This window comes from Streptomyces sp. NPDC030893 (assembly GCF_055571535.1).
Genome location: NZ_JBVIFC010000019.1, coordinates 92,857 through 113,827, shown reverse-complemented (window position 1 = coordinate 113,827; position 20,971 = coordinate 92,857). Strand labels below are relative to the sequence as shown.

19 protein-coding genes and 1 pseudogene are annotated in these 20,971 nt (G+C 72.3%); 7 read left to right on the top strand and 13 right to left on the bottom strand.

The genetic code is table 11. The features are described from left to right. Window positions 1-164 precede the first annotated feature (164 nt). Window positions 165-1,613, top strand: coding sequence for an NCS2 family permease (locus tag ACZ434_RS28565; RefSeq protein ID WP_468460814.1), 1,449 nt, complete (start codon window positions 165-167; stop codon window positions 1,611-1,613). Between the two features lie 17 nt (window positions 1,614-1,630). Here ACZ434_RS28565 and ACZ434_RS28560 read toward each other — a convergent pair whose 3' ends face one another. After that, window positions 1,631-1,813, bottom strand: a complete 183-nt coding sequence (locus ACZ434_RS28560) for a ribbon-helix-helix protein, CopG family (RefSeq protein ID WP_468460812.1) — start codon at window positions 1,811-1,813, stop codon at window positions 1,631-1,633. A 157-nt stretch (window positions 1,814-1,970) separates the two neighbouring features. Here ACZ434_RS28560 and ACZ434_RS28555 point away from each other — a divergent pair, with 157 nt between their 5' ends. Together ACZ434_RS28555 and ACZ434_RS28550 are read left to right on the top strand one after the other, a co-directional pair. Then, window positions 1,971-2,408 carry a MarR family winged helix-turn-helix transcriptional regulator gene (locus ACZ434_RS28555; RefSeq protein WP_468460810.1) on the top strand — a complete coding sequence of 146 codons (438 nt, stop codon included), beginning with the start codon at window positions 1,971-1,973 and terminating at the stop codon, window positions 2,406-2,408. Between the two features lie 49 nt (window positions 2,409-2,457). Further along, the gene (locus ACZ434_RS28550) at window positions 2,458-3,849 is read left to right on the top strand and encodes an MFS transporter (RefSeq protein ID WP_468460808.1); all 1,392 of its coding nucleotides are present in this window, start codon (window positions 2,458-2,460) and stop codon (window positions 3,847-3,849) included. A 6-nt stretch (window positions 3,850-3,855) separates the two neighbouring features. On the opposite strand, the gene ACZ434_RS28545 is transcribed toward ACZ434_RS28550, so the two are convergent. After that, window positions 3,856-4,443, bottom strand: a complete 588-nt coding sequence (locus ACZ434_RS28545) for a Uma2 family endonuclease (RefSeq protein WP_468460806.1) — start codon at window positions 4,441-4,443, stop codon at window positions 3,856-3,858. 113 nt (window positions 4,444-4,556) lie between these two features. Between ACZ434_RS28545 and thpR the strand changes: the two genes are divergently transcribed. Next, a complete protein-coding gene (gene thpR / locus ACZ434_RS28540; protein WP_468460804.1) occupies window positions 4,557-5,129 on the top strand; it encodes an RNA 2',3'-cyclic phosphodiesterase in 573 nt (190 codons plus the stop codon). A gap of 132 nt (window positions 5,130-5,261) precedes the next feature. Here thpR and ACZ434_RS28535 read toward each other — a convergent pair whose 3' ends face one another. The 3 genes and pseudogenes from ACZ434_RS28535 to ACZ434_RS28525 all read right to left on the bottom strand — a co-directional run bounded on the left by ACZ434_RS28535 (window position 5,262) and on the right by ACZ434_RS28525 (window position 7,225). After that, on the bottom strand, window positions 5,262-6,254 hold the full coding sequence (locus ACZ434_RS28535; RefSeq protein ID WP_468460802.1) for an aldo/keto reductase: 993 nt from the start codon (window positions 6,252-6,254) through the stop codon (window positions 5,262-5,264). Window positions 6,255-6,298: 44 nt separating this feature from the next. Then, window positions 6,299-6,565, bottom strand: a pseudogene (locus ACZ434_RS28530) (Uma2 family endonuclease); the annotation flags it as partial. A gap of 12 nt (window positions 6,566-6,577) precedes the next feature. Next, window positions 6,578-7,225, bottom strand: coding sequence for an SGNH/GDSL hydrolase family protein (locus tag ACZ434_RS28525; RefSeq protein ID WP_468460800.1), 648 nt, complete (start codon window positions 7,223-7,225; stop codon window positions 6,578-6,580). Window positions 7,226-7,349: 124 nt separating this feature from the next. Between ACZ434_RS28525 and ACZ434_RS28520 the strand changes: the two genes are divergently transcribed. Further along, the gene (locus ACZ434_RS28520; RefSeq protein ID WP_468460798.1) at window positions 7,350-8,336 is read left to right on the top strand and encodes a WD40 repeat domain-containing protein; all 987 of its coding nucleotides are present in this window, start codon (window positions 7,350-7,352) and stop codon (window positions 8,334-8,336) included. A 281-nt stretch (window positions 8,337-8,617) separates the two neighbouring features. After that, the gene (locus tag ACZ434_RS28515; protein ID WP_468460796.1) at window positions 8,618-10,078 is read left to right on the top strand and encodes an MFS transporter; all 1,461 of its coding nucleotides are present in this window, start codon (window positions 8,618-8,620) and stop codon (window positions 10,076-10,078) included. Window positions 10,079-10,166: 88 nt separating this feature from the next. Here the strand turns inward: ACZ434_RS28515 and serC are convergent, their stop codons facing one another. The 7 genes from serC to ACZ434_RS28480 all read right to left on the bottom strand — a co-directional run bounded on the left by serC (window position 10,167) and on the right by ACZ434_RS28480 (window position 17,348). After that, complete coding sequence (serC, locus tag ACZ434_RS28510) at window positions 10,167-11,285, bottom strand: phosphoserine transaminase (RefSeq protein ID WP_468460794.1); 1,119 nt, start codon at window positions 11,283-11,285, stop codon at window positions 10,167-10,169. 135 nt (window positions 11,286-11,420) lie between these two features. Next, the gene (locus tag ACZ434_RS28505) at window positions 11,421-12,671 is read right to left on the bottom strand and encodes a cytochrome P450 family protein (RefSeq protein ID WP_468460792.1); all 1,251 of its coding nucleotides are present in this window, start codon (window positions 12,669-12,671) and stop codon (window positions 11,421-11,423) included. Then, a complete protein-coding gene (locus ACZ434_RS28500) occupies window positions 12,668-13,903 on the bottom strand; it encodes a cytochrome P450 (RefSeq protein WP_468460790.1) in 1,236 nt (411 codons plus the stop codon). Before ACZ434_RS28500 ends, ACZ434_RS28505 begins: the two co-directional genes overlap by 4 nt. Continuing rightward, complete coding sequence (locus ACZ434_RS28495; protein WP_468460788.1) at window positions 13,900-14,535, bottom strand: GTP-binding protein; 636 nt, start codon at window positions 14,533-14,535, stop codon at window positions 13,900-13,902. Before ACZ434_RS28495 ends, ACZ434_RS28500 begins: the two co-directional genes overlap by 4 nt. Next, the gene (locus tag ACZ434_RS28490; protein ID WP_217130489.1) at window positions 14,516-14,863 is read right to left on the bottom strand and encodes a DUF742 domain-containing protein; all 348 of its coding nucleotides are present in this window, start codon (window positions 14,861-14,863) and stop codon (window positions 14,516-14,518) included. The genes ACZ434_RS28495 and ACZ434_RS28490 overlap by 20 nt, the downstream gene beginning before the upstream one ends. Beyond that, complete coding sequence (locus ACZ434_RS28485; protein WP_468460785.1) at window positions 14,860-15,267, bottom strand: roadblock/LC7 domain-containing protein; 408 nt, start codon at window positions 15,265-15,267, stop codon at window positions 14,860-14,862. The genes ACZ434_RS28490 and ACZ434_RS28485 overlap by 4 nt, the downstream gene beginning before the upstream one ends. Beyond that, window positions 15,264-17,348: an ATP-binding protein gene (locus ACZ434_RS28480; RefSeq protein WP_468460783.1), complete on the bottom strand. Its 2,085-nt coding sequence runs from the start codon at window positions 17,346-17,348 to the stop codon at window positions 15,264-15,266. The genes ACZ434_RS28485 and ACZ434_RS28480 overlap by 4 nt, the downstream gene beginning before the upstream one ends. Before the next feature lie 290 nt (window positions 17,349-17,638). On the opposite strand from ACZ434_RS28480, the gene ACZ434_RS28475 reads away from it, so the two are divergent. Continuing rightward, window positions 17,639-20,509, top strand: a complete 2,871-nt coding sequence (locus ACZ434_RS28475) for an FAD-binding and (Fe-S)-binding domain-containing protein (protein ID WP_468460781.1) — start codon at window positions 17,639-17,641, stop codon at window positions 20,507-20,509. A 30-nt stretch (window positions 20,510-20,539) separates the two neighbouring features. Here ACZ434_RS28475 and ACZ434_RS28470 read toward each other — a convergent pair whose 3' ends face one another. Next, window positions 20,540-20,815 (bottom strand): hypothetical protein, encoded by a 276-nt coding sequence (locus ACZ434_RS28470; RefSeq protein WP_468460779.1) that lies wholly within the window; start codon window positions 20,813-20,815, stop codon window positions 20,540-20,542. Between the last annotated feature and the right edge of the window lie 156 nt (window positions 20,816-20,971).

Below are 20,971 nucleotides of genomic sequence, written 5' to 3'. Positions count from 1 at the left end.
GAGGTGCGCCGCACCGGGCGCCTGCCCCGCCCGGTGCGTCTACGCGCGGAGATAGCATCGACGCCGTTATATGTTCATACTGAATCCGTTTGTTTCTGGCCGCTTTCCTTCGTAGAAAACACCAAAGGGCTTTGGGGGAAGCCCACCGGTGATGAGGTCCCCGCATGTCCACGGCCCCCACCAAGGCCCCCACCCCCGAGCAGCCGGGCGCCGGCTCCGACCCCGGCGCCCTCGACCGCTACTTCCGCATCAGCGAGCGCGGCAGCACCCTCTCCCGTGAGGTCCGCGGCGGTTTCGCCACCTTCTTCGCGATGGCCTACATCATCGTGCTGAACCCGATCATCCTGGGCAGCGCGAAGGACATGTACGGCAACCAGCTGGACAACGGCCAGCTGGTCACCGCGACGGCCCTGACCGCGGCGTTCACCACGCTCCTCATGGGTGTCATCGGCAACGTGCCGATCGCGCTCGCCGCCGGCCTCGGGGTGAACTCGGTGGTCGCGCTCCAGCTCGCGCCGCGCATGTCGTGGCCGGACGCCATGGGCATGGTGGTGCTGGCCGGTTTCGTCGTGATGCTGCTGGTCGCCACCGGTCTGCGGGAACGCGTGATGAACGCCGTCCCGTACGGACTGCGCAAGGCCATCGCCATCGGTATCGGCCTGTTCATCATGCTGATCGGCCTGGTCGACTCCGGCTTCGTCTCCCGTATCCCGGACGTCGCCCAGACCACCGTCCCGCTCCAGCTCGGCGCCGGCGGGCACCTCAACGGCTGGCCCGTCCTCGTCTTCGTCCTCGGCGTCCTGCTCACGCTGGCGCTGATCGTGCGCAGGGTGCCCGGCGCGATCCTCATCTCCATCGTCGCCATGACGGTGCTCGCGCTGATCATCAACGCCGTCGCGGACATCCCGTCCTGGGGCCTGACCACGCCCACCTGGCCCGGCAACCCGGTCGCCACCCCCGACTTCGGCCTGATCGGCGAGGTCAGCCTGTTCGGCGGCTTCGAGAAGGTCGGTGTGCTGACCGGCGTCCTGTTCGTCTTCACCGTGCTGCTGTCGTGCTTCTTCGACGCGATGGGCACGATCATGGGCGTCTCCGACGAGGCCAAACTGACCGACGGCGACGGCCAGATGCCCGGCATCAACAAGGTCCTCTTCATCGACGGTGTCGCGGTCGCCGCGGGCGGCGCCAGCTCCGCCTCGGCCACCACCGCGTTCGTGGAGTCCACGGCCGGTGTCGGCGAGGGCGCGCGGACCGGCTTCGCGAACGTCGTCACCGGCGGTCTGTTCGCCGCGGCGCTGTTCCTCACGCCCGTCGCCACCATGGTCCCGTCCCAGGCGGCCACCCCGGCGCTGGTCGCGGTCGGCTTCCTGATCCTGGCGGGCTCGATCAAGGAGATCGACTGGGCGGACCACACGATCGCCATCCCGGCCTTCGTGACGATGCTGATGATGCCGTTCACCTACTCGATCACCAACGGCATCGGCATGGGCTTCATCGCCTTCGCGGTGCTGCGCCTGGCGGCCGGCCGCGGCCGGGAGGTGCCGGCGGCGATGTACGCGGTGGCGGGGGTCTTCGCCTTCTACTACCTGATGCCGGCGCTGGGCCTCACCTGAGGTGAGGACCCGGGCCCTCAGGTGACCCCGTAGAACTTCTCCGTCTCCTCGACGGCGGTGCGGAACCGCTGGTCGAAGTCATCGCGCATGAGCGTCCGGACGACATAGTCCTGGACGCTCATGCCGCGTTTGGCGGCATGCTCCCGGAGCCGTTCGAGCAGTTCCCGGTCCATGCGAAGGCTGAGCACGTCGGTCCCCATGGGCATGAGCGTTGCCGCACATCACGGTGCGATGCGTCGTGTTTCGCCGCCGGATCACTCGTACGGGTGATCCGGCGTGACAGGAGTGGCAGGTCTCACGGCCGGATGCGCTCCTCCCGGTGTTCTTTAGCGAGAGTAATGAGTTACGCTAATGACCATGCCGGACTTCAGCCATGGCGACGACGCAGCCGCCGTGAACGCCCTCCGCTCCGCCGTGATGCGGCTGTCCCGTCGGCTCAAGCACCAGCGCGTCGACGAGTCGCTCAGCCCCACCGAGATGTCGGTGCTCGGCACCCTGGCCCGCTGCGGCCGCGCCACCCCGGGCGAACTCGCCCGCAAGGAACACGTCCAGCCGCCGTCGATGACGCGCATCGTGGCCCTGCTGGAGGCCAAGGGACTCGTCCGCCTGGAGCCGCACCCCGACGACCGGCGCCAGAAGGTCGTCACGCAGACCGAGCAGGCGGAGGCGATGCTCGAGGAGAGCCGCCGCCGGCGGAACGCGTTCCTGGCGACCCTGGTGGAGGACCTCGACGAGGACGAGTGGGCGAAACTGCGCGCCGCCGCACCCGTGCTGGAGAAACTCGCGCACATCTGAGCACGCAAGCGCGCCGCGGGCAGCGGCCGTAGCAAGGAGGCGAACCCCTTTGAGTACGGGATCCGGAGCAGCTTCCGCCCCCGCACCTGACCCCCACGACACCCGGCCCGCCCTCGACACCCCCGTCCGCAAGAACGCGAAGAACCCGAAGAGTTCGAGGAACTCGATGTTCTCCTCGCTGAGGGTCAGGAACTACCGCCTGTTCTTCCTCGGCCAAGTCGTCTCCAACATCGGCACCTGGATGCAGCGCATCGCCCAGGACTGGCTGGTGCTGAGCCTCACCGGCTCCTCGGCCGCCGTCGGCATCACCACGGCCCTGCAGTTCCTGCCGATGCTGCTGTTCGGCCTGTACGGCGGTGTCCTCGTCGACCGGCTGCGCAAGCGGCCCACCCTCATCGTCACCCAGATCGCGATGGCCCTCACCGCGATCGCGCTCGCCGTCCTCACCCTCACCGACCGGGTCGAGGTCTGGCACATCTACGTCGCCGCCTTCGCCCTCGGCCTCGCCACCGTCGTCGACAACCCCGCCCGCCAGGCCTTCGTCGCCGAGCTCGTCGGCCCCGGCCAGCTGCAGAACGCCGTCAGCCTGAACTCCGCGAACTTCCAGTCCGCCCGGCTCGTCGGCCCCGCCGTCGCGGGCCTGCTCATCACCGGCGTCGGCACCGGCTGGGCGTTCCTCCTCAACGGCCTGTCCTTCGTCGCCCCGCTCACCGGCCTGATGATGATGCGCGCCCGCGAGCTGCACACCGTCGAGCGCGCCCCGCGCGGCAAGGGCCAGCTCCGGGAAGGCGTGCGCTATGTCACCGGACGCCCCGAGCTGCTCTGGCCGATCGTCCTGGTCGGCTTCATCGGCACCTTCGCCTTCAACTTCCCCGTCTACCTCTCGGCCTTCGCCGACGACGTCTTCGAGGGGGGCGCGGGCGTCTACAGCATGTTCAACACGCTGATGGCGGTCGGCTCCGTCTCCGGCGCCCTGCTCGCCGCCCGCCGCGGCACGGCACGGCTGCGGCTGCTGATCGTGGCCGCGATCGCCTTCGGCGCGCTGGAGATCCTCGCCGCGGCGTCGCCCCGGCTGTGGATGTTCGCCCTGATCATGGTCCCGCTGGGCCTGTTCTCGATGACGGTCAACGTCACCACCAACACCAGCCTCCAGATGGCCACCGACCCGGTCATGCGGGGCCGCGTCATGGCCCTCTACATGATGGTCTTCCTCGGCGGTGCCCCGGTCGGCGCCCCGATCGTCGGCTGGATCACCGACACCTACGGCGCCCGCGTCGGCTTCGCGGCCGGCGGAGCGGTCGCGGTGACCGCGGCGGCCGTCATCGGCCTGGTCCTGGCGAGGGCCGGCGGCCTGCGCCTGTCGGTCCGCTGGCACGGCGGCCACCCGAGGGTGCGGTTCGTACCACGGGAACGTCAGGAGGCGCTGGCGCCGGTGGGGTAGCGGCCGTCAGCCGCGGGGGAACTCGTCGGTCTTGAGAACGAGACCGACGACCGTCCTGGTCAGGTCGATTTCGCTGCCGAAGTCGAAGCGCAAGTTGCCGTGGTACTTCCCGTCCTTCGGCAGTGTGTGCAGATGCCATTCGCCGGTGTACGGGTCGACAATGAGGTAGACCGGCACGCCGGCGGCGGCGTACGCGTCCTTCTTCGGTCCGTAGTCGTTGCCGGCGGTCCTCGTCGAAATCACCTCGGCGATGAACTCGACGTCCTCGCAGCGCCACCGCCCCTTGCCGTTCTTGGCGGCGCCCTCGGTCAGCAGAGTCATGTCGGAGGCGAAACCGTTGAGGTGTCCCGGGTAGTCGACGCGAACACCTGACTTGACCCGCTTGCGCGGGTACTTCACGCGCAGTTGGTTGTAGATGTCCGCGATGATCTCCCAGTGGGTGTCCCGCTGCGGCGCCATGAAGATGTGCCCCCCGACGATCTCGGTCTTGTAACCCTCGGGGATGGGCATCTTCTCCAGCCACTCGAACATGGTGTCGAGTGTGAGCTCGTCGCTGCTCTCGGCCATCGCGATCCTGTCGTCGAGGACGGTCATCGTGGCGCTCCTCCCCGGCTGCCGCTCGATGCGTGCAACCGCGCGGTACAACGATACGCACGGCGACCGGGACACGCGTGAGCGTACGGACGTTCCCCTGTGACACTGGCGTCATGAGACTCTTCGCCGCCGTGCTGCCCCCGAAGGACGTGGTCCGTGAGCTGGCCGGTGAGGTGGGGCGGCTGAGGGAGCTGCCCGGTGCCGGCGGGATGCGGTGGACCGAGCGGGCCGGGTGGCACTTCACGCTGGCGTTCTACGGCGAGGTCGACGAGGAGCTCGTGCCGGAGCTCACCGACCGGCTGGCCCGCGCGGCGTCCCGTACCGAGCCGTTCGAGCTGGCGCTGCGCGGGGGCGGGCAGTTCGGGCGGGGCAGGGCGCTGTGGGCCGGGGCGGACGGGGACCTGCGCACCATGCGGCTGCTCGCCGAGCGGTCGGAGGCGGCGGCGCGCAAGGCCGGCGTACCGATGGACGACCACCGCCGCTACAAGGCCCACCTGACCGTGGCCCGCAGCCGGGACGGTGTCGACGTACGGCCCTTTCTCGAGGTCCTGGCGGACTTCCGCAGCCGCACCTGGACCGTGCGGGAGCTGGTGCTGGTCCGCAGCCACCTGCCGACGTCCGGGACACCGGGCGAGCAGCCGCGCTACGAGGCGGTCGCCCGCCGGGCACTGGGCGCGGCCGGTTAGGCTCGAAGGCGTGGACCCGAAGACCCGGAACCGGATCATGGCCGGTGCGCTCGTACTGATGTTCGTCGTCGTGGGGCTGGCGGCAGCGCTCGGCAAGTAGCGCCGCCGCCGGCCGTCACGGCGTGCCCCGCGCTACCAGGCGAACGCCTCCGGCGACGGGCCCGGGCCCGGGAAGATCTCGTCCAGCGCGGCCAGCAGCTCCTCGCTCAGCCTCAGCTCGACCGCCCGCAGCGCGGACGCGAGCTGCGCCGCGGTGCGCGGGCCGACGATCGGGCCGGTCACCCCGGGACGGGTGAGCAGCCAGGCCAGCGCGGCCTCGCCGGGCTCGATGCCGTGTTTGTCGAGCAGGTCCTCGTACGCCTGGATCCGGGCGCGCGCGGCGGGATCGGCGAGCGTGTCGGCGGCCCGGCCGGAGGCGCGGCGACCGCCCTCGACCTCCTTCTTGAGGACCCCGCCCAGCAGACCGCCGTGCAGCGGCGACCACGGGATCACCCCGAGCCCGTACTCCTGCGCGGCCGGGATGACCTCCATCTCGGCGCGGCGCTCGGCGAGGTTGTAGAGGCACTGCTCGCTGACCAGGCCGATGGTGCCGCCGCGCCGGGCGGCGATCTCGTTGGCCTGGGCGATCTTGTAGCCGGGGAAGTTCGAGGAACCGACGTAGAGGATCTTGCCCTGCTGGACCAGGACGTCGATCGCCTGCCAGATCTCCTCGAACGGGGTCTGCCGGTCGATGTGGTGGAACTGGTAGACGTCGATGTAGTCGGTCCCCAGCCGCTTCAGCGAGGCGTCCACCGCGCGCCGGATGTTCACGGCGGACAGCTTGTCGTGGTTGGGCCAGGCCTCGCCGTCGGCGCCCATGTTCCCGTACACCTTCGTCGCGAGGACGACCTTGTCGCGCCGGCCCTCGCCCTTGGCGAACCAGCTGCCGATGATGCTCTCGGTACGGCCCTTGTTCTCGCCCCAGCCGTACACGTTGGCCGTGTCGAAGAAGTTCAGCCCCGCGTCCAGGGCGGCGTCCATGATGGTGTGAGAGTCGGCCTCGTCGGTCTGCGGGCCGAAGTTCATCGTCCCGAGGACGAGCCGGCTGACCTTGAGTCCCGTGCGTCCGAGCTGCGTGTACTCCATGGCCGTCAAGCCAACGGCTTGGAGTGCGCTCTATGCAAGAGGGCTCAGCCGTGGGGAAGGCCGTCGGTCTTGAGAAGTAGGCCCACATGGGTGTTCGTCATGTCGACCTCCCCGCCGTAGTCGATGGACGTGTCGCTCACGTAGGTGCCGTTCTTCGGGTGAGTGAACAGGCGGCACTTGCGGACGTAGGGGTCGGCGATCAGGTAGACCGGAACCTCTGCGAGGGCGTAGGCGGTCTTCTTGGGGTCGTAGTCGTTCTGCGCCGTGTCTTTCGAGATGACTTCGGCGACGAACTCCACGTCCTGGTAGCGCGACCCCGGTCGCTACACCGCCCCGTACGGCCCGCCCAGGTCCCACTCCCGCCACATCGCCTCCGCGAAGGCGCCCGCGATCTTGTGTTCGCCGGTTTCGTTGGGGTGCGTGCCGTCGTAGGTGTCGGTGTGGAAGTCGTACGACGCCGGCGGGGGGACCAGGAGCAAGGGGGAGCCGGGGTCGTCCAGGTCGGTGACGGTCTTCGCGAGGAGTTCGTTGAAATGGGCGACCTGTTCGGCGAAGGACGGGTCCGCCTCCACCCGTATGTTGCGGATCACCGGCATGACGGCCATGCGGACGCGGGGCCTCGCGGCCCGCGCCTCGGCGACGAACGCGCGCACGTTGGCCGCCGTCTGCTCGGCGTTGGTGTAGAACCCCAGGTCGATCAGGCCCAGCGACACCAGCAGCACGTCCGCGCGGCAGGCGCGCACGGCCTCGCCGATCAGCGGGGTCATGTGGTGCCAGCCCTCGCCCCAGCCGGCCAGATGGGCGCGCGGGAAGTCCGGATCGGCGTACGCGTACGACGTGGGCGCGTCCGCCGACGGGTCGTGGAGCGTCTCGCGCGGGCCGACCAGCGTGAACGGGCCCCCGTACGCCGTGCACAGGTGCTGCCACATCCGGTAGCGCCAGGTGTGTTCACCCGCGCTCCCGATCGTCATCGAGTCACCTACGGGCATGAACCTGAGCACACGCTCATCATCGTCGATCGGCCGGGCCGCCGCGATGTGAGCCCGACCACCCGCCCCTGCGATGAAGTCCGCTGAACAATGGCACTCTTGGCACATGCGCAGACCCTTCGCCCTGCTTGCCGCGATCCTCCTCACGAGCGCGCTCGCCGCGCCCGCCGCCTCCGCGGCCGACGGCGACGAGGGGTTCACCATCAAGGACCCGCGCATCACCGAGTCCAGCGGGCTCGCCGCCTCCCGCCTCCACCCCGGCGTCTACTGGACGCACAACGACAGCGACGACGGCCCCCACCTCTACGCCGTCGACGGCGCGACCGGCGAGACCGTCGCCCGCCTCACCCTCACCGGCATCGGCACGCCCCGGGACGTCGAGGCGATCTCCGTCGGACCCGGCGACAGGATCTTCGTCGGGGACATCGGTGACAACCTCGGCGGTACGTGGCCGTACGTCTGGATCTACGAGCTCCCCGAGCCGAAGGAGCTCGGGGACGCGACCGTGCGGGCCACGCAGTACGTGGTGAAGTACTCCGACGGGGCCCGGGACGCCGAGTCGATGATCGTGCACCCGAAGACCGGACGCGTGTACATCATCGACAAGAAGGAGGAGGGCGGACACCTCTACGAGGGGCCCGAGAAGCTCTCCCCGTCCGGTGACAACGTCTTCCGGCCGATCGCCCCCGTCGAGCTGTGGGCCACCGACGCCGCGCTCTCCCCGGACGGTCAGGACCTCGCCGTACGCGGCTACTTCGGCGGCATCCACTACGCCTGGAACGGCGGGAAGCTCCGGCGCGAGGACCGGCTGAGCGTGCCGCTCCAGGGGCAGGGGGAGTCGGTGACCTACTCCGCCGACGGCTCCCGGCTGCTGTACGGCAGCGAGGGCGCGGAGAGCCCTGTGGAGTCCCGGGAGGCGCCCGGCGCCGCCGAGAAGGGCGCCGGCGGTGGCGGGAAGGGCACCCCCGCGGAGGACGGGAAGGACACCGCCATCGGCGGAAGCGGGGGCGAGGTCAGGATCGGCGGTGCCGTCGCGGTGGCCGTCGTCGTCGCGATCCTGTTCGGGCTGGCCAGGCGGCGTCGCCGGAGCTGAACCGGACGCCCGTCACACACCGCCGTCCGCCGGGCGAGGACGCGGGGGACCGATCCGGCCGCCGCCCGCGCCGAGTTGGGCGTCCTCGACGCCCGGGCCGTCGGCTGACCGGTCGGCCTCCCGCCCGTCCCGCCCGTCGGCGGCCCCGGACGTGCGGTGCCCGGTGGTTAGAATGGAACCCTGCTCGGCCCCATGGCCGAGGTGGTCAGGCCCGGTGGTCCGGTGCCTGGTCCGAGGCTTGAAACCTCCGGCGCTCCTCACAGAACCCCGGAGGTTTCTGCATGTCCGCCCCGCCGTCCCCGCCCGTGGCCCCCGACCCCCGCCGATGGTGGGCGCTGTCGGTGATCGCCCTGACGCAGCTGGTGGTCGTGCTCGACGCGACGATCGTCAACGTGGCCCTGCCCCAGGCCCAGCTCGAACTGGGGCTGAGCGACACCGAGCGGCAGTGGGTCATCACCGCGTACGTCCTGGCGTTCGGCGCGCTGCTGCTGCTGGGCGGACGCGTCGCCGACTACTGGGGCCGCAAGCGCAGCTACATGGTCGGGATGCTCGGGTTCGGCGCCGCCTCGGTGTGGGGCGGCCTCGCGCAGAGCGGGACCGAGCTGATCGCGGCGCGCGGCCTGCAGGGCCTGTTCGCGGCGCTGCTGGCACCCGCGGCGCTGGCCCTGCTGACGGTCACGTTCCCGGCCGGGCGCGAGCGCGGCACGGCGTTCGCGGTCTTCGGCACCGTCGCCGGCACGGGCGCGGCGGTGGGCCTGGCGCTGGGCGGCGTCCTGACCGAGTACGCCGACTGGCGGTGGTGCCTGCTGGTCAACATCGTCTTCGCCGTCGTCGGCCTGGTCGGCGCGCTGCTGTTCGTCTCCGAGAGCCGGGTCGACGGCGACCACGGGTACGACATCTGGGGCACCCTGGCCGTCACCCTCGGCCTGGCCGCCCTGGTCTACGGGTTCACCCTGGCCGAGTCCGGGTGGACCGAGCCGGACACCCTCGGTTTCCTCGCCGGCGGCCTGGTGCTGCTGGCGGTGTTCGTGTGGATCGAGTCCCGCGTCGCGCAGCCGCTGCTGCCGTTGCGGATCGTGCGTGACCGGGTCCGTGCCGGAGCGTTCCTCATCCACGCGGCCATCGGCGCCGTCTTCATCGGGATGACGCTGTACCTGATGTTCCACCTGCAGTTCGTGCTCGGGTTCTCCCCGCTGCCGGCCGGACTCGCCAGCCTCGCGATGACCTTCGCCACCATGGTGACCGCACCCGTGGCCGCCAGGCTGCTGCCCCTCTGGGGCCCCCGTGTGCTGATGACCGGCGGTCCGCTGATCGCCGCGGCCGGGATGCTGTGGCTGTCCTTCATCACCCCCGACGGAAGCTACTGGACGGAGGTCTTCGGCGGCCTGGTGGTCGTGGGCGCCGGAGTCGCGTTCGTGATCATCCCGGTCCAGAACGTCGCTCTCACCGGCGTCCGCCCCCACGACGCGGGCGCGGCGTCGGCCCTGGTCAACTCCACCCTGCAGATCGGCGGATGCGTGGGCCTGTCGGTGTTCACGACGACCTACCTCAGTGCCGCCGAAGGGTCCTCCACCGTCGGCGGCGACCGGGCGGCCGCCCTCACCGACGGCTACTCCGCGGTGTTCCTCGCCACCGCCGTGACTCTGGTCGCCGCGGCGGTCGTCGCCGCGACCATGCTCCGCGGCACCCGCCCCAAGGGCACCCCGCAGCAGCTCGCCGACGTGCCGGTCCACGCCGGCTGATCACGGTCCGCGCAGGCGGCGTCGCACGCGCGAAGGGCGCCCGGTGGATCGGTCCACCGGGCGCCCTTCGGCGTCGTACGGGACGCTCCTACAGCTGCTCGATGACGTAGTCGACGCACGTCGTCAGGGCCTCGACGTCCGCCGGGTCGATCGCCGGGAACATCGCGACGCGGAGCTGGTTGCGGCCGAGCTTGCGGTAGGGCTCGGTGTCGACGATGCCGTTGGCGCGCAGGACCTTGGCGACGGCGGCGGCGTCGACCTCGTCCGTGAAGTCGATCGTGCCGATGACCTGGGAGCGCTGGGCCGGGTCGGTGACGAAGGGGGCGGCGTACTTGGATTCGTCCGCCCAGGCGTACAGGCGGGTCGAGGAGTCCTTCGTACGGGCCGTGGACCAGGCGAGGCCGCCCTGGCCGTTGATCCACTCCAGCTGCTCGTTGAGGAGGAACAGGGTGGCCAGCGCCGGGGTGTTGTACGTCTGGTTCTTGCGGGAGTTGTCGATCGCCGTGGGGAGCGAGAAGAACTCGGGGATGTGGCGGCCGGAGGCGTGGATCCGCTCGGCGCGCTCGATCGCGGCGGGGGAGAACACGCCGATCCACAGGCCGCCGTCGGAGGCGAACGACTTCTGCGGGGCGAAGTAGTAGACGTCCGTCTCGGCGATGTCGACCGGCAGGCCGCCCGCGCCGGAGGTGGCGTCCACCAGGACCAGGGAGCCCTCGTCGGCGCCGGCGACGCGCCGGATCGGCATGGCGACGCCGGTGGAGGTCTCGTTGTGGGTGAAGGCGTACACGTCCGCGCCGGCCTCGGCGGACGGTTCCGGGTGGGTGCCCGGGTCGGCGGAGACGACGGTGGGCTCGGCGAGCCACGGGGCGAGCTTCGCGGCCTTGGCGAACTTGGAGCTGAACTCGCCGAAGGTGAGGTGCTGCGACCTGTTCTCGATCAGGCCGTGGGTCGCGATGTCCCAGAACGCGGTGGAGCCGCCGTTGCCGAGGACCACCTCGTAGCCCTCGGGGAGGGAGAACAGCTCGGAGATGCCCTCGCGCACCGTGCCGACCAGGTTCTTGACCGGGGCCTGGCGGTGGGAGGTGCCGAGCAGGGACGTGCCGGTCGCGGCCAGGGCGTCCAGCGCCTCCGTCCGCACCTTGGAGGGACCCGCGCCGAAACGTCCGTCGGCGGGCTTGATGTCAGCGGGAATCTGGATCTCGGCCACGACGGGAGCCTAGCGGCTGAGGGAAACCCGGGCGCAACATCGTCCGTCCGCTGAGACGGGCGGTGGACGGGTGAGGTGCCGGCGGTGGACGGGCGGTGGACGGGCCGGGGAAGGGCCGTCCACCGCCCGCGGCGGTCAGCCGCCGAGCCTCACCGGGAGCTCGAACAGGTCGTTCTGGGTGACCACCGGCTTGTTGCGCAGCTCGCTCGCCGGGACCGCCAGGTCCAGCTCCGGGAAGCGGGCGTACAGGGCGGGGAGGGCCACGCCGGCCTCCAGGCGGGACAGGGCGGCGCCGGGGCACACGTGCGGGCCGTGGCCGAAGGAGATGTGCCGGTTGGCGCTCTCCCGGGTGATGTCGAAGTCGCCCGCCGTCGGCCCGTGCGCCCGCTCGTCGCGGCCGATCGCCGCGTACGACACGATCAGCGCGTCACCCGCCGGGAGGACCTTGTCCCCGACCGGTATGTCCTCCGTCGCGAACCGGATCAGCACGTGGGACGTCGGTGTGGCGTACCGCAGCGTCTCCTCGACCACCGCCGACCAGTCGGCCTTCCCGGACAGCACCAGTTCCCGCTGCTCGGGGTGGCGGGACAGGTTGGCCACCGCGTTGACGATGAGGGAGATCGTCGTCTCGTGGCCGGCCGCGACCATCAGCTGGAGCGTGGCGACGATCTCCTCGTCGGTGAGGTGGTCGCCGTCCTCGGACGCCTGGATGAGCGCGGACGTCAGGTCGTCGCCCGGGTTCTCGCGCTTGTGCGCGACCGTCTCGGTCATGATCCCGGCCAGCTCGGTCAGGGTCGCGATGACCTCCTCGGGCGGGGTCTGCGTGGAGAAGAACTTCTCGAAGAGTTCCTTCAGCCGCGGCAGCCGCTCCTCCGCCAGCCCCATCAGGTCGGCGATGACGTACATCGGCAGCGGGTAGGCGAACGCCGCCTTCAGGTCCACCGTGTCGCCGGGCTCCGCGGCCACCTGATCCAGCAGGCTCTCGGTCAGTTCCGTGATCCGCTCCCGCATCCGCTCCACCCGGCGCGGGGTGAGCGCCTGCGCGACCAGGGTGCGCAGCCTGCGGTGGTCGGCGCCGTCCACGGTGAGCATGGAGCGGGGCGGGTTCGCCAGCCCGATCAGCGGCCAGTCGGGGGCGATCTCGCCGCGCTGCCAGGCACCCCAGACGTTGATGTCCTTCACCAGGCGCGGGTCGGTGAGCAGCTTCTTCGCCTCGGCGTGGTGCGTGACCGCCCACACCGGCACGCCGCCGGGCAGCGTCACGGCGGCCAGCGGCCCCGCGGCCCGCAGCGCCGCGCTCTCGCCGTCCAGGTCGGAGACGAAGGGGTCGAGGGGGATACGGGTCTGTCCGGTGTCCGTCGGCGTGGTGTCCGTGGGAGCCGTCATGCGCGCGTGCCTCCAAGGGCGGGAGTGGGTGTGAACGTGACCGGGAGTTCGGACAGACCGCGCAGCCAGGGCGAGGGGCGGCGGGTCAGCTTCGCGGCGGGCACCGCGAGGTCGATGTCCGGCAGCCGGTCCAGTACGACCTCGATGCCGGTCCGGGCGATCACCTCGGCGATCTCCTGCGCCGGGAACGGGCAGCGGTGCTCCCCGTGGCCGAAGGAGAAGTGGGCGCTGTTGCCGCCGGTCAGCGCCGAGCCGTCGGTACGCACCTGGGGGTCGGAGTTGGCGCCCTGGAGCCCGAGCAGCACCATGTCGCCGGCGCGGATGCGGCGTCCGCCGAGCTGGGTGTCGCGGGAGGCCCAGCGGGCGGCCACGTTCTGCGTCGGCGTGTCCTCCCACAGCACCTCGTTCATCGCCTCGGCGATGCTGTTGCGGCCACCGAACAGGGAGGCCGCGAACCGGCTGTCGGTGAGCATCAGGTGCAGCGAGTTGCCGATCCAGTCGGCGGTCGGCTGGTGCCCGGCCGCCAGCATCACCATCAGGTCCTGGCAGACCTCCTCGGCGGTGAAGCCGGCGGTGTCGGCGAGCATCCGGGAGGTGACGTCCTCGGCGGGCCGCTCGGCGCGGTCGGCCACCAGTTCCGTCATCGACGTGAACAGGTGGGTCTGGCCGGAGAGTGCCCGCTCCCGCCCGTCGATCATGTCGTTGAGGGCGGTGACCAGGGCCGGGCCGGCCTCGTCGGGGAAGCCGTAGAGCCGGGCCAGTACCCGCACGGGCAGCAGCATCGCGAACTCGGCGATGATGTCGGCGGAACCCTTGGCGCAGATCCCGTCGATCAGTTCGTCGGCGAACTTCTCGGCGTAGCCGCGCAGTTCGAACGGGTCGACCGCTTCGAGCGCGTGCACCAGCATCCCGGCCCGTTCGCGGTGCCGCTCGCCGACGGTGTAGAGGATCGACGGCTGCCGGCGGCCGATCATCGGCAGCAGCGGCCAGTCGTCGGGGATGTTCTCCCACTGGTTCCACAGTTCGGAGTCGCGGCTGAACAGCACGGGGTCGCCGGTGATCTGGTGCAGTTCGCGGTAGCCGAGCACCAGCCAGGCCGGTGCGTCGCCGTCGAGCACCACCGGTACGACGCTGCCGTGCTCGCGCCGCATCTCCCGGTACACGCGGGCCGGGTCGCCCTGGAGCAGGGACCCCTGGAAGCGGACGGCATCGGGGACGGAGGCGGGACTCACACCAGCTCCTGACGGGGGGCTCGGGCCGGGTCGGCGTACAGGCTCTGGATGTGTTCCACCAGCGTGATCAGCACGATCTTGCTGGATTCCCGGGACCGCGCGTCGCAGTTCACCAGCGGCACGTGCGGGTCGAGGTCGAGGGCCTCGCGGATCTGCGTCGGGGTGAAGGTGGCCCCGCCGAAGTCGTTGCAGGCCACGATGAACGGCGTGCCGTGCTTCTCCAGCCGGTCGATGGCGTACCAGGAGTCGTCGATGCGCCGGGTGTCGACGAGGACGACCGCGCCGAGGGTGCCGGAGAACAGCCGGTCCCACAGGAACCAGAAGCGTTCCTGGCCGGGCGCGCCGAACAGGTACAGCACGTTGTGCGCGTCGAGGGTGATGCGGCCGAAGTCGAAGGCGACGGTGGTCGCGGTCTTGCCGCTCACCCCGCTGGTGTCGTCGACGGCCTCGCCGGCCTGGGTCATCGTCTCCTCGGTGTTGAGGGGACGGATCTCGCTGACCGAGCGGACCATCGTCGTCTTGCCGGCGCCGAAGCCGCCCACGACCACGATCTTCAGGCCGTTGTCGGCCGATGCGCCCAGCGGCGTACGGGTCTCGGCCGTGGCGCGTGTGTCAGAGGTTGCGGAGTCCAACGAGCACCTGCTCCAGGATGTCGGGGTCGGGTACGGCGGCCTTGCGGGGGTGACGGGCGCTGACCCGTCCCGCCGCCTGCAGGTCGGAGAGCAGGATCCGGGTGATGCTCACGGGCAGCTTCAGCTCGGCCGCGATCTCCACGACCGCCGTGGGGCGTTCGGTCAGCCGCAGGATCGCCGCGTGCTCGGACTGCATGCCGGGCACCGGATCGCACTCGGCGACGACCAGGGTCACCAGGTCGAAGGGGTTGTCGGGGCCGGACCGGCTGCGTCCTCCGGTGAGGGTGTACAGCCGGTCGGGGGCGTCGTCCCTGCCGGGCCTGCTCATGAGGTGCGGGGCAGCGCGGTCAGGTGCTCGCCGAGCTGTTCCACGAGTTCGCTCATGTTGTGCCCGATGAGTCCGGCGTCGGCGTCCTCGCTGGTGACGACGGCGAGGTGGGCGCCTTCGCCGGCCTCCACGATGAACAGCACGCCCCCGTAGAACTCGGTCATCGCCGAGCGCACTCCGCCGCTGCCGTCCCCGAACTCGACGGAGGCGCCGTGCGACAGCGACTGGATGCCGGCGGATATCGCGGCGAGCTGGTCGGCCTGGTCGGCGGAGAGCTCCGGGGTACGGCACAGTTTCAGGCCGTCACGGGAGAGCACGAGCGCGTGCCGCGCGCCCGGCGTGCGCTCCAGCAGCCCCTCCAGGAGCCAGGTGAGCTTCTCGTCGGCGGTCGTCGTGCCGGTCATGAGGTGGTGTCGCCTTCCAAGGTCGCGGGGGTGGGGGTGGGCCGGTCGTCGGGGGTCGGATCGGGGGTCGTACGCGGGGCGCCGGGGTCGGGGGCGTCCGCGGTGGTGCCGCTGTCCGGGTCGGCCGTGTCGTCCGGGGTGGGGGTGCGGACGGCCTGGCGGAAGCTGCTGAAGCGGGCGGTGCGGGCCCTGGTCTCCTCGGCCGTGGGGGCGGGCCGGGGGGCAGGGGTGCGGCCGCTGCCGGAACGGGTGCGTTCGGCCTCGGCGAGGGTCCGGCCGCGGCGGCGGCGGGGCAGCACCAGGGGCGCCGCCGCGTCGCCGTCCGGGGACGGGGACTCGTGGGTGGGGACCGGGTCGGGGTCGAGGTCGCCGCCCGCGCGGGCGGCGGCGTAGGAGGCGGCGGCGGGGGTGCTGCCGGTGCGGGTCGTGGTGCCGGGGGTGCCGGTCGGGGTGTCGGCGCCGTGGGCGGTGGCGTGGGTGGTGTCCGGTTCCGGCCGGGTGGGGGTGGTGGGGGTGGCCGGGGTGGTTGCCTGGGCGGTTGTCGGGGCGCTGCCCCTGTCCCGGCGCTGGGGGAGGCCGGTGCCGGGGCCCGTCGGCTCCGCGGACGGGGTCCCGGAGCCCGCCGGGGGCTCGGGGGCCGTGGCGGCCTGCGGGGTGGTGCCGCCGGGTGTGGCGGCTGCCGGGAGCGGGGCGGTGGGCGCCGCGTCCGCCGGTACGAGGATGTCCTGCGGGACGAGCATCAGGACACCCGTGCCGCCGCGGGCCGAGGGACGGTAGGAGACCCGCAGCCCGTACCGGCGGGCCAGCCGGCCGACCACGGCGAGACCGAGCCGGGTACCGGTCAGGCCGCCGAGTTCGGCGGACTCGCCGGAGACCGCGCGTTCGGCACGGCGCAGCTGCGCCTCGCCCATGACGAGCCCGCTGTCCTCGACGGACACGATGACCCCGGCCGGGACCTCCTCGACGTACACGTGGACCTCGGCGGTCGGCGGGGAGAAGTTCGCGGCGTTGTCGAGGAGTTCGGCGAGCGCGTGCATCACGCCCTCGGCGGCGTGCCCGGCGACGGCGGCGTCGCTGGCGGAGTGGACGCGGACCCGCTGGTAGCCGCTGATCCGGCCCATGGCGCCGCGCAGGATCGACTCCATGGCGATGGGCCTGGCCCAGCGGCGGCCGGAGCGGGCGCCGGTGAGGACGGCGACGGAGTCGGCGAGCCGGCCCGCCTGCGCGGTGCGGTGGTCGAGGTGGAGCAGGTCGGCGAGGACCTCCTCGTCGTGGTGCTTCTCCTCCATCGCGCGCAGGTCGGCGAGCATGCCGGTGGACAGTGCCTGCATCCGGCCGGCCGCGTTGGCGGTCGCGGACACGGCGGCGGCGCGGGCGCCCCGGGCCTCCCGCAGCTTGGCGGTGAGCCGCGCGTTCTGCTCGGTGAGCCGGGCCGCCTCCTGTGCGGCACGGTCGCGCTCCTCGCTCAGCCGCTCCCGCTCGTCGCCGTGGTCGTGGTTCAACCGGCCGATGTCGGCGGTGTGTTCGTCGGTGAGGCGGCGTATCTCCTCGGCGTGCCGCTCGGCGGCGCGCGCCAGTTCGGCGGAGTGCTCGGCGGTGAGCCGGTCCCGCTCGTCCGCGTGTTCCCGCGTCAACCGGAGTGTGGTGTCGGCGTGCTGGTCGGTGAGCCGGTCGCGCTCGGCGGCCAGGGTCTCGGCGAGGTGGGCCCGCTCCTGGTCCAGATCGGCGGACAACCGGCCGCGTTCCCGGTTGAGTTCACCGGTCAGCCGTTCGTGCTGGCGGCGGGCCTCCTCCGCCAGCCGGGACCGCTCCTGGAGCAGCCGTCCGACGTCCTGGGTCACGGACTCCAGCCGGGTCCGCGCCGCACGCGCCGAGAGGACGGCGTACGTGGCCGCGGCGGCGGCCGCGCAGAGCAGCACGGCGGCGACCGTGCCGATCACGGCGACGGCCCCGACCGCGGCGTCCGGGACGAGGAAGAGCGCGGCGAGGACCGCGAGCGCGGCGAGTACCGCGGTGAGCAGGGGGACGGGCAACAGACTGCGGGGGGTGGGGCGGTCGCCGGGGAGCAGGGGGGAGGTCATCAATCAGGGTCCTCGGTCGGGTCCTCGGTCGGTCCGCGGGCGTGCGCCGTCGTGTCTGCGCGGCCCTCGGGTGGGTTCCATGGGGACGCCGGACCTGATTCTGGGGTCGCTTTTCCGAACGAGGTCCGACAACTGCGCGCAACTCGCGGTCACTATATGAGAGTTCGTGATCAGCTTGGGAAGATTCCGCTTCCGTATTCGGTAAATACCGCGTTGCGGGGGAAGCCGGGGCGTCGTGGACCGTGTGCGCCGTCGCGTGCTCCGGGCGCCCGCGGAGGCATCCTGAGGGCATGACGGATCACCGGGAACTGCGGGCCGCACTGCGCTCCGCCGTGCGCGGCGAGGTCGACTTCTCCGTGACCGCGCGTGCGCTGACCACGATGGATGCCTCCAACTACCGCCGGGTGCCGCTGGGCGTGGTGGCGCCACGGGACGCGGACGACGTGGCGGCCGCGCTGTCGGTGTGCCGGACCCACGGTGTCCCGGTGGTGCCACGCGGCGGCGGCACGTCGATCGCGGGGCAGGCGACCGGCACGGGCATAGTGCTCGACTTCACACGGCACATGAACCGTCTGCTGTCCCTCGACCCGGAGGCGCGCACGGCCGTCGTCCAGCCCGGCCTGGTCCTCGACCGCCTCCAGGAGGCCGCCGCCCCGCACGGCCTGCGCTTCGGCCCGGACCCCTCCACCCACAGCCGCTGCACGCTCGGCGGCATGATCGGCAACAACTCCTGCGGCTCCCACTCGGTGGCCTGGGGCACGACGGCGGACAGCGTGCGCGAGCTGGCGGTCCTCACCCCGCGCGGGGAGCGGCTGCGCCCCGGCCGGGACTGGACGGGCGCTCCCCCGGGACTGCGGGAGCTGGTGGACGGCGAACTGGCCCGCCTGCGCACGGCCTTCCCCGACCTCCCCCGCCGTATCTCCGGCTACGCGGTGGACGCCCTGCTGCCCGAGAGGGGCGCGGACGTCGCCCGCTCCTTCTGCGGCTCGGAGGGCACCCTGGGCGTGCTCACGGAGGCGGTCGTGGACCTCGTACGGGCACCACGCGCGCGTGCGCTCGCCGTGCTGGCGTACGGGGACGAGAGCAGGGCGGCGGAGGCGGCGGCGGGGCTGCTGGAGCACGGCCCGCTGACGGTGGAGGGCATGGCGGCCGATCTGGTGCCGTCCGGGGCGGGCCTCCCGCGCGGGGGCGCCTGGCTGTTCGTGGAGACCGGCGGCGATACGGCGGCGGAGGCCCACGCGCGTGCGGAGACGATCGTCCGCGCGGCGGACGTCGTGGACTCCCTGGTCGTCACCGACCCGGCCCGGCAGCGCACCCTGTGGCGCATCCGCGAGGACGCCAGCGGCACCGCGACCCGGATGCCGGACGGCACGGAGGCCTGGCCCGGCTGGGAGGACTGCGCGGTGCCGCCGGACCGGCTCGGCGCGTACCTGCGCGACTTCCGGGCGCTGCTGGCCTCCCACGGGCTGCGCGGCGCCCCGTACGGGCACTTCGGGGACGGCTGCATCCACGTCCGCATCGACTTCGACCTGCTGACCGGGCCGGGCATCGCCCGCTTCCGGAGCTTCTCGCAGGAGCTGGCCGACCTGGTCGTGGCCCACGGCGGCTCGCTCTCCGGCGAACACGGCGACGGACAGGCCCGCGCGGAGCTGCTCCCGCGCATGTACGGCCCGGAGACGGTCGCCCTCTTCGAGCGCGTGAAGGCCCTCTGGGACCCGGACGACCTGCTCAACCCCGGCATGCTGGTCCGCCCGGCGCCCCTGGACGCGAACCTCCGCTTCGCCGTCCTCCCGCGCGAACCGGTGGACGTCGCCTTCGGCTACCCGGCCGACGGCGGCGACTTCTCGGCGGCGGTGCGCCGCTGTGTGGGCGTCGCGAAATGCCGTACGACGTCCGTGTCCGGGCCGGCGGTGATGTGCCCGTCGTTCCGCGCGACGGGCGACGAACAGCACTCCACGCGCGGGCGCGCCCGTCTGCTGCACGAGATGCTCGCGGGCGAGCTGGTCACCGACGGCTGGCGCTCCACGGAGGTACGGGACGCGCTCGACCTGTGCCTGTCCTGCAAGGGCTGCCGCTCGGACTGCCCGGTCGACGTCGACATGGCCACGTACAAGGCGGAGTTCCTGCACCACCACTACGAGGGCCGCCGCCGCCCGGCCGCGCACTACGCGATGGGGTGGCTGCCGGTGTGGCTGGGCTGGGTGGCGCGGACGAGGACGGCGGGGGCGGTGAACGCACTCGCCTCGGTGGGCCCCCTGGCCCGGACGGCGAAACGGTTGGGCGGGATCGCGGCCGAGCGGGAGATCCCGCGCGTGCCGGGGGAGACGTTCACCCGCTGGTGGCGGGGCAGGGGAGCCGGAGCGCCCTCCGGTGAAGGCAGGCTGGTGGTCCTGTGGCCGGACACGTTCACGGAGCACCTCTCTCCGTCGGTGGGCCGGGCGGCCGTACGCGTGCTGGAGGCGGCGGGCCTGCGGGTGGCGCTGCCCCCGACCCTGCGGACGACCGGCGGGGTGGGCGACGCCCGCACCCGCTCGGCCCTGACCCTGCTCACGGCCCGCAGGTCCCGCGTCTGCTGCGGCCTGACGTACATCTCCACGGGCCAGCTCGACCGCGCCCGTACGGTCCTGCGCCGCACCCTCGACCTCCTGGAACCGGTCCTGGCCACCGACGCCCCCCTGGTCGTCCTGGAACCGAGCTGCGCGGCCGCTCTGCGCACGGACGCCCCGGAACTCCTCCACGACGACCCCCGCGCGGCGCGGCTCGCCGCACGCGTACTGACCTTCGCGGAGGCGTTGGAACAGCACGCCCCGCACTGGACCCCACCGTCCCTGGACCGCCCGGTCACCGGCCAGACCCACTGCCACCAGCACGCGGTCCTGGGCGAGGCCCCCGACCGCCGCCTCCGCGCGGCCGCCGGCCTCACCGGTGACCTGGCCGGCGGCTGCTGCGGCCTGGCAGGCAACTTCGGCTTCGAGAAGGGCCACTACGAGGTCTCGGTCACCTGCGCGGAGGACCAGTTGCTGCCGGCGGTCCGCGACGCACCGCGGGATGCGGTGGTCCTGGCCGACGGCTTCTCCTGCCGGACGCAACTGGAACAGCTGGCGGGCGTCCGGGGACGGCACCTGGCGGAGGTCCTGGCGGCGGCTCTGGAAGAGGAGTGAGCAGTCGCCGCCCTGGTGCCCCCGACGCGCTCAGCCGAGCCGCTGCCCCCGGCTCTCGGCGACCCGCAGCGCGTCGGCGAGGGCGTGGGTGAGGCACTCGGCGAGGTGGCGGAGTTCACCGCGCGGTGTGCCCGGCAGCAGCTCCCGGGCATGCGCGAGCAGCTCCCGCCCCATCCCGAGCTGCACGGCCTCGGTGGTGTCGGCCAGCCGGGAGACGGCCCCGCCGTGATCGTCGCCGATCAGATAACAGGCCTTGCCCTCGTCCCCGACCCAGGGCAACAGCCGGGGCTCACGCGCTTCACTCATGCCGCCTGCCTCTCCTGAAACCAGGGGGCGGTGACGTAGGGGCGCACGGCGACGGTCTCCGCTCCGTCGAGGAGACGGTGGAGGCCGTATGGGCTGCGGTGGGCAGGGAGGGCCGTCCGCGCGGCCGCAGAGCGAGGCGGGGGCGGCGCGGACGGC

Coding starts and splice junctions, on each gene's coding strand:
- ACZ434_RS28565 (WP_468460814.1), top strand. CDS start 165: ATGTCCACGGCCCCCACCAAGGCCCCCACCCCCGAGCAGCCGGGCGCC.
- ACZ434_RS28560 (WP_468460812.1), bottom strand. CDS start 1,813: ATGGGGACCGACGTGCTCAGCCTTCGCATGGACCGGGAACTGCTCGAA.
- ACZ434_RS28555 (WP_468460810.1), top strand. CDS start 1,971: ATGCCGGACTTCAGCCATGGCGACGACGCAGCCGCCGTGAACGCCCTC.
- ACZ434_RS28545 (WP_468460806.1), bottom strand. CDS start 4,443: ATGACCGTCCTCGACGACAGGATCGCGATGGCCGAGAGCAGCGACGAG.
- thpR (WP_468460804.1), top strand. CDS start 4,557: ATGAGACTCTTCGCCGCCGTGCTGCCCCCGAAGGACGTGGTCCGTGAG.
- ACZ434_RS28535 (WP_468460802.1), bottom strand. CDS start 6,254: ATGGAGTACACGCAGCTCGGACGCACGGGACTCAAGGTCAGCCGGCTC.
- ACZ434_RS28525 (WP_468460800.1), bottom strand. CDS start 7,225: ATGACGATCGGGAGCGCGGGTGAACACACCTGGCGCTACCGGATGTGG.
- ACZ434_RS28520 (WP_468460798.1), top strand. CDS start 7,350: ATGCGCAGACCCTTCGCCCTGCTTGCCGCGATCCTCCTCACGAGCGCG.
- ACZ434_RS28515 (WP_468460796.1), top strand. CDS start 8,618: ATGTCCGCCCCGCCGTCCCCGCCCGTGGCCCCCGACCCCCGCCGATGG.
- ACZ434_RS28505 (WP_468460792.1), bottom strand. CDS start 12,671: ATGACGGCTCCCACGGACACCACGCCGACGGACACCGGACAGACCCGT.
- ACZ434_RS28490 (WP_217130489.1), bottom strand. CDS start 14,863: ATGAGCAGGCCCGGCAGGGACGACGCCCCCGACCGGCTGTACACCCTC.
- ACZ434_RS28485 (WP_468460785.1), bottom strand. CDS start 15,267: ATGACCGGCACGACGACCGCCGACGAGAAGCTCACCTGGCTCCTGGAG.
- ACZ434_RS28480 (WP_468460783.1), bottom strand. CDS start 17,348: ATGACCTCCCCCCTGCTCCCCGGCGACCGCCCCACCCCCCGCAGTCTG.
- ACZ434_RS28475 (WP_468460781.1), top strand. CDS start 17,639: ATGACGGATCACCGGGAACTGCGGGCCGCACTGCGCTCCGCCGTGCGC.
- ACZ434_RS28470 (WP_468460779.1), bottom strand. CDS start 20,815: ATGAGTGAAGCGCGTGAGCCCCGGCTGTTGCCCTGGGTCGGGGACGAG.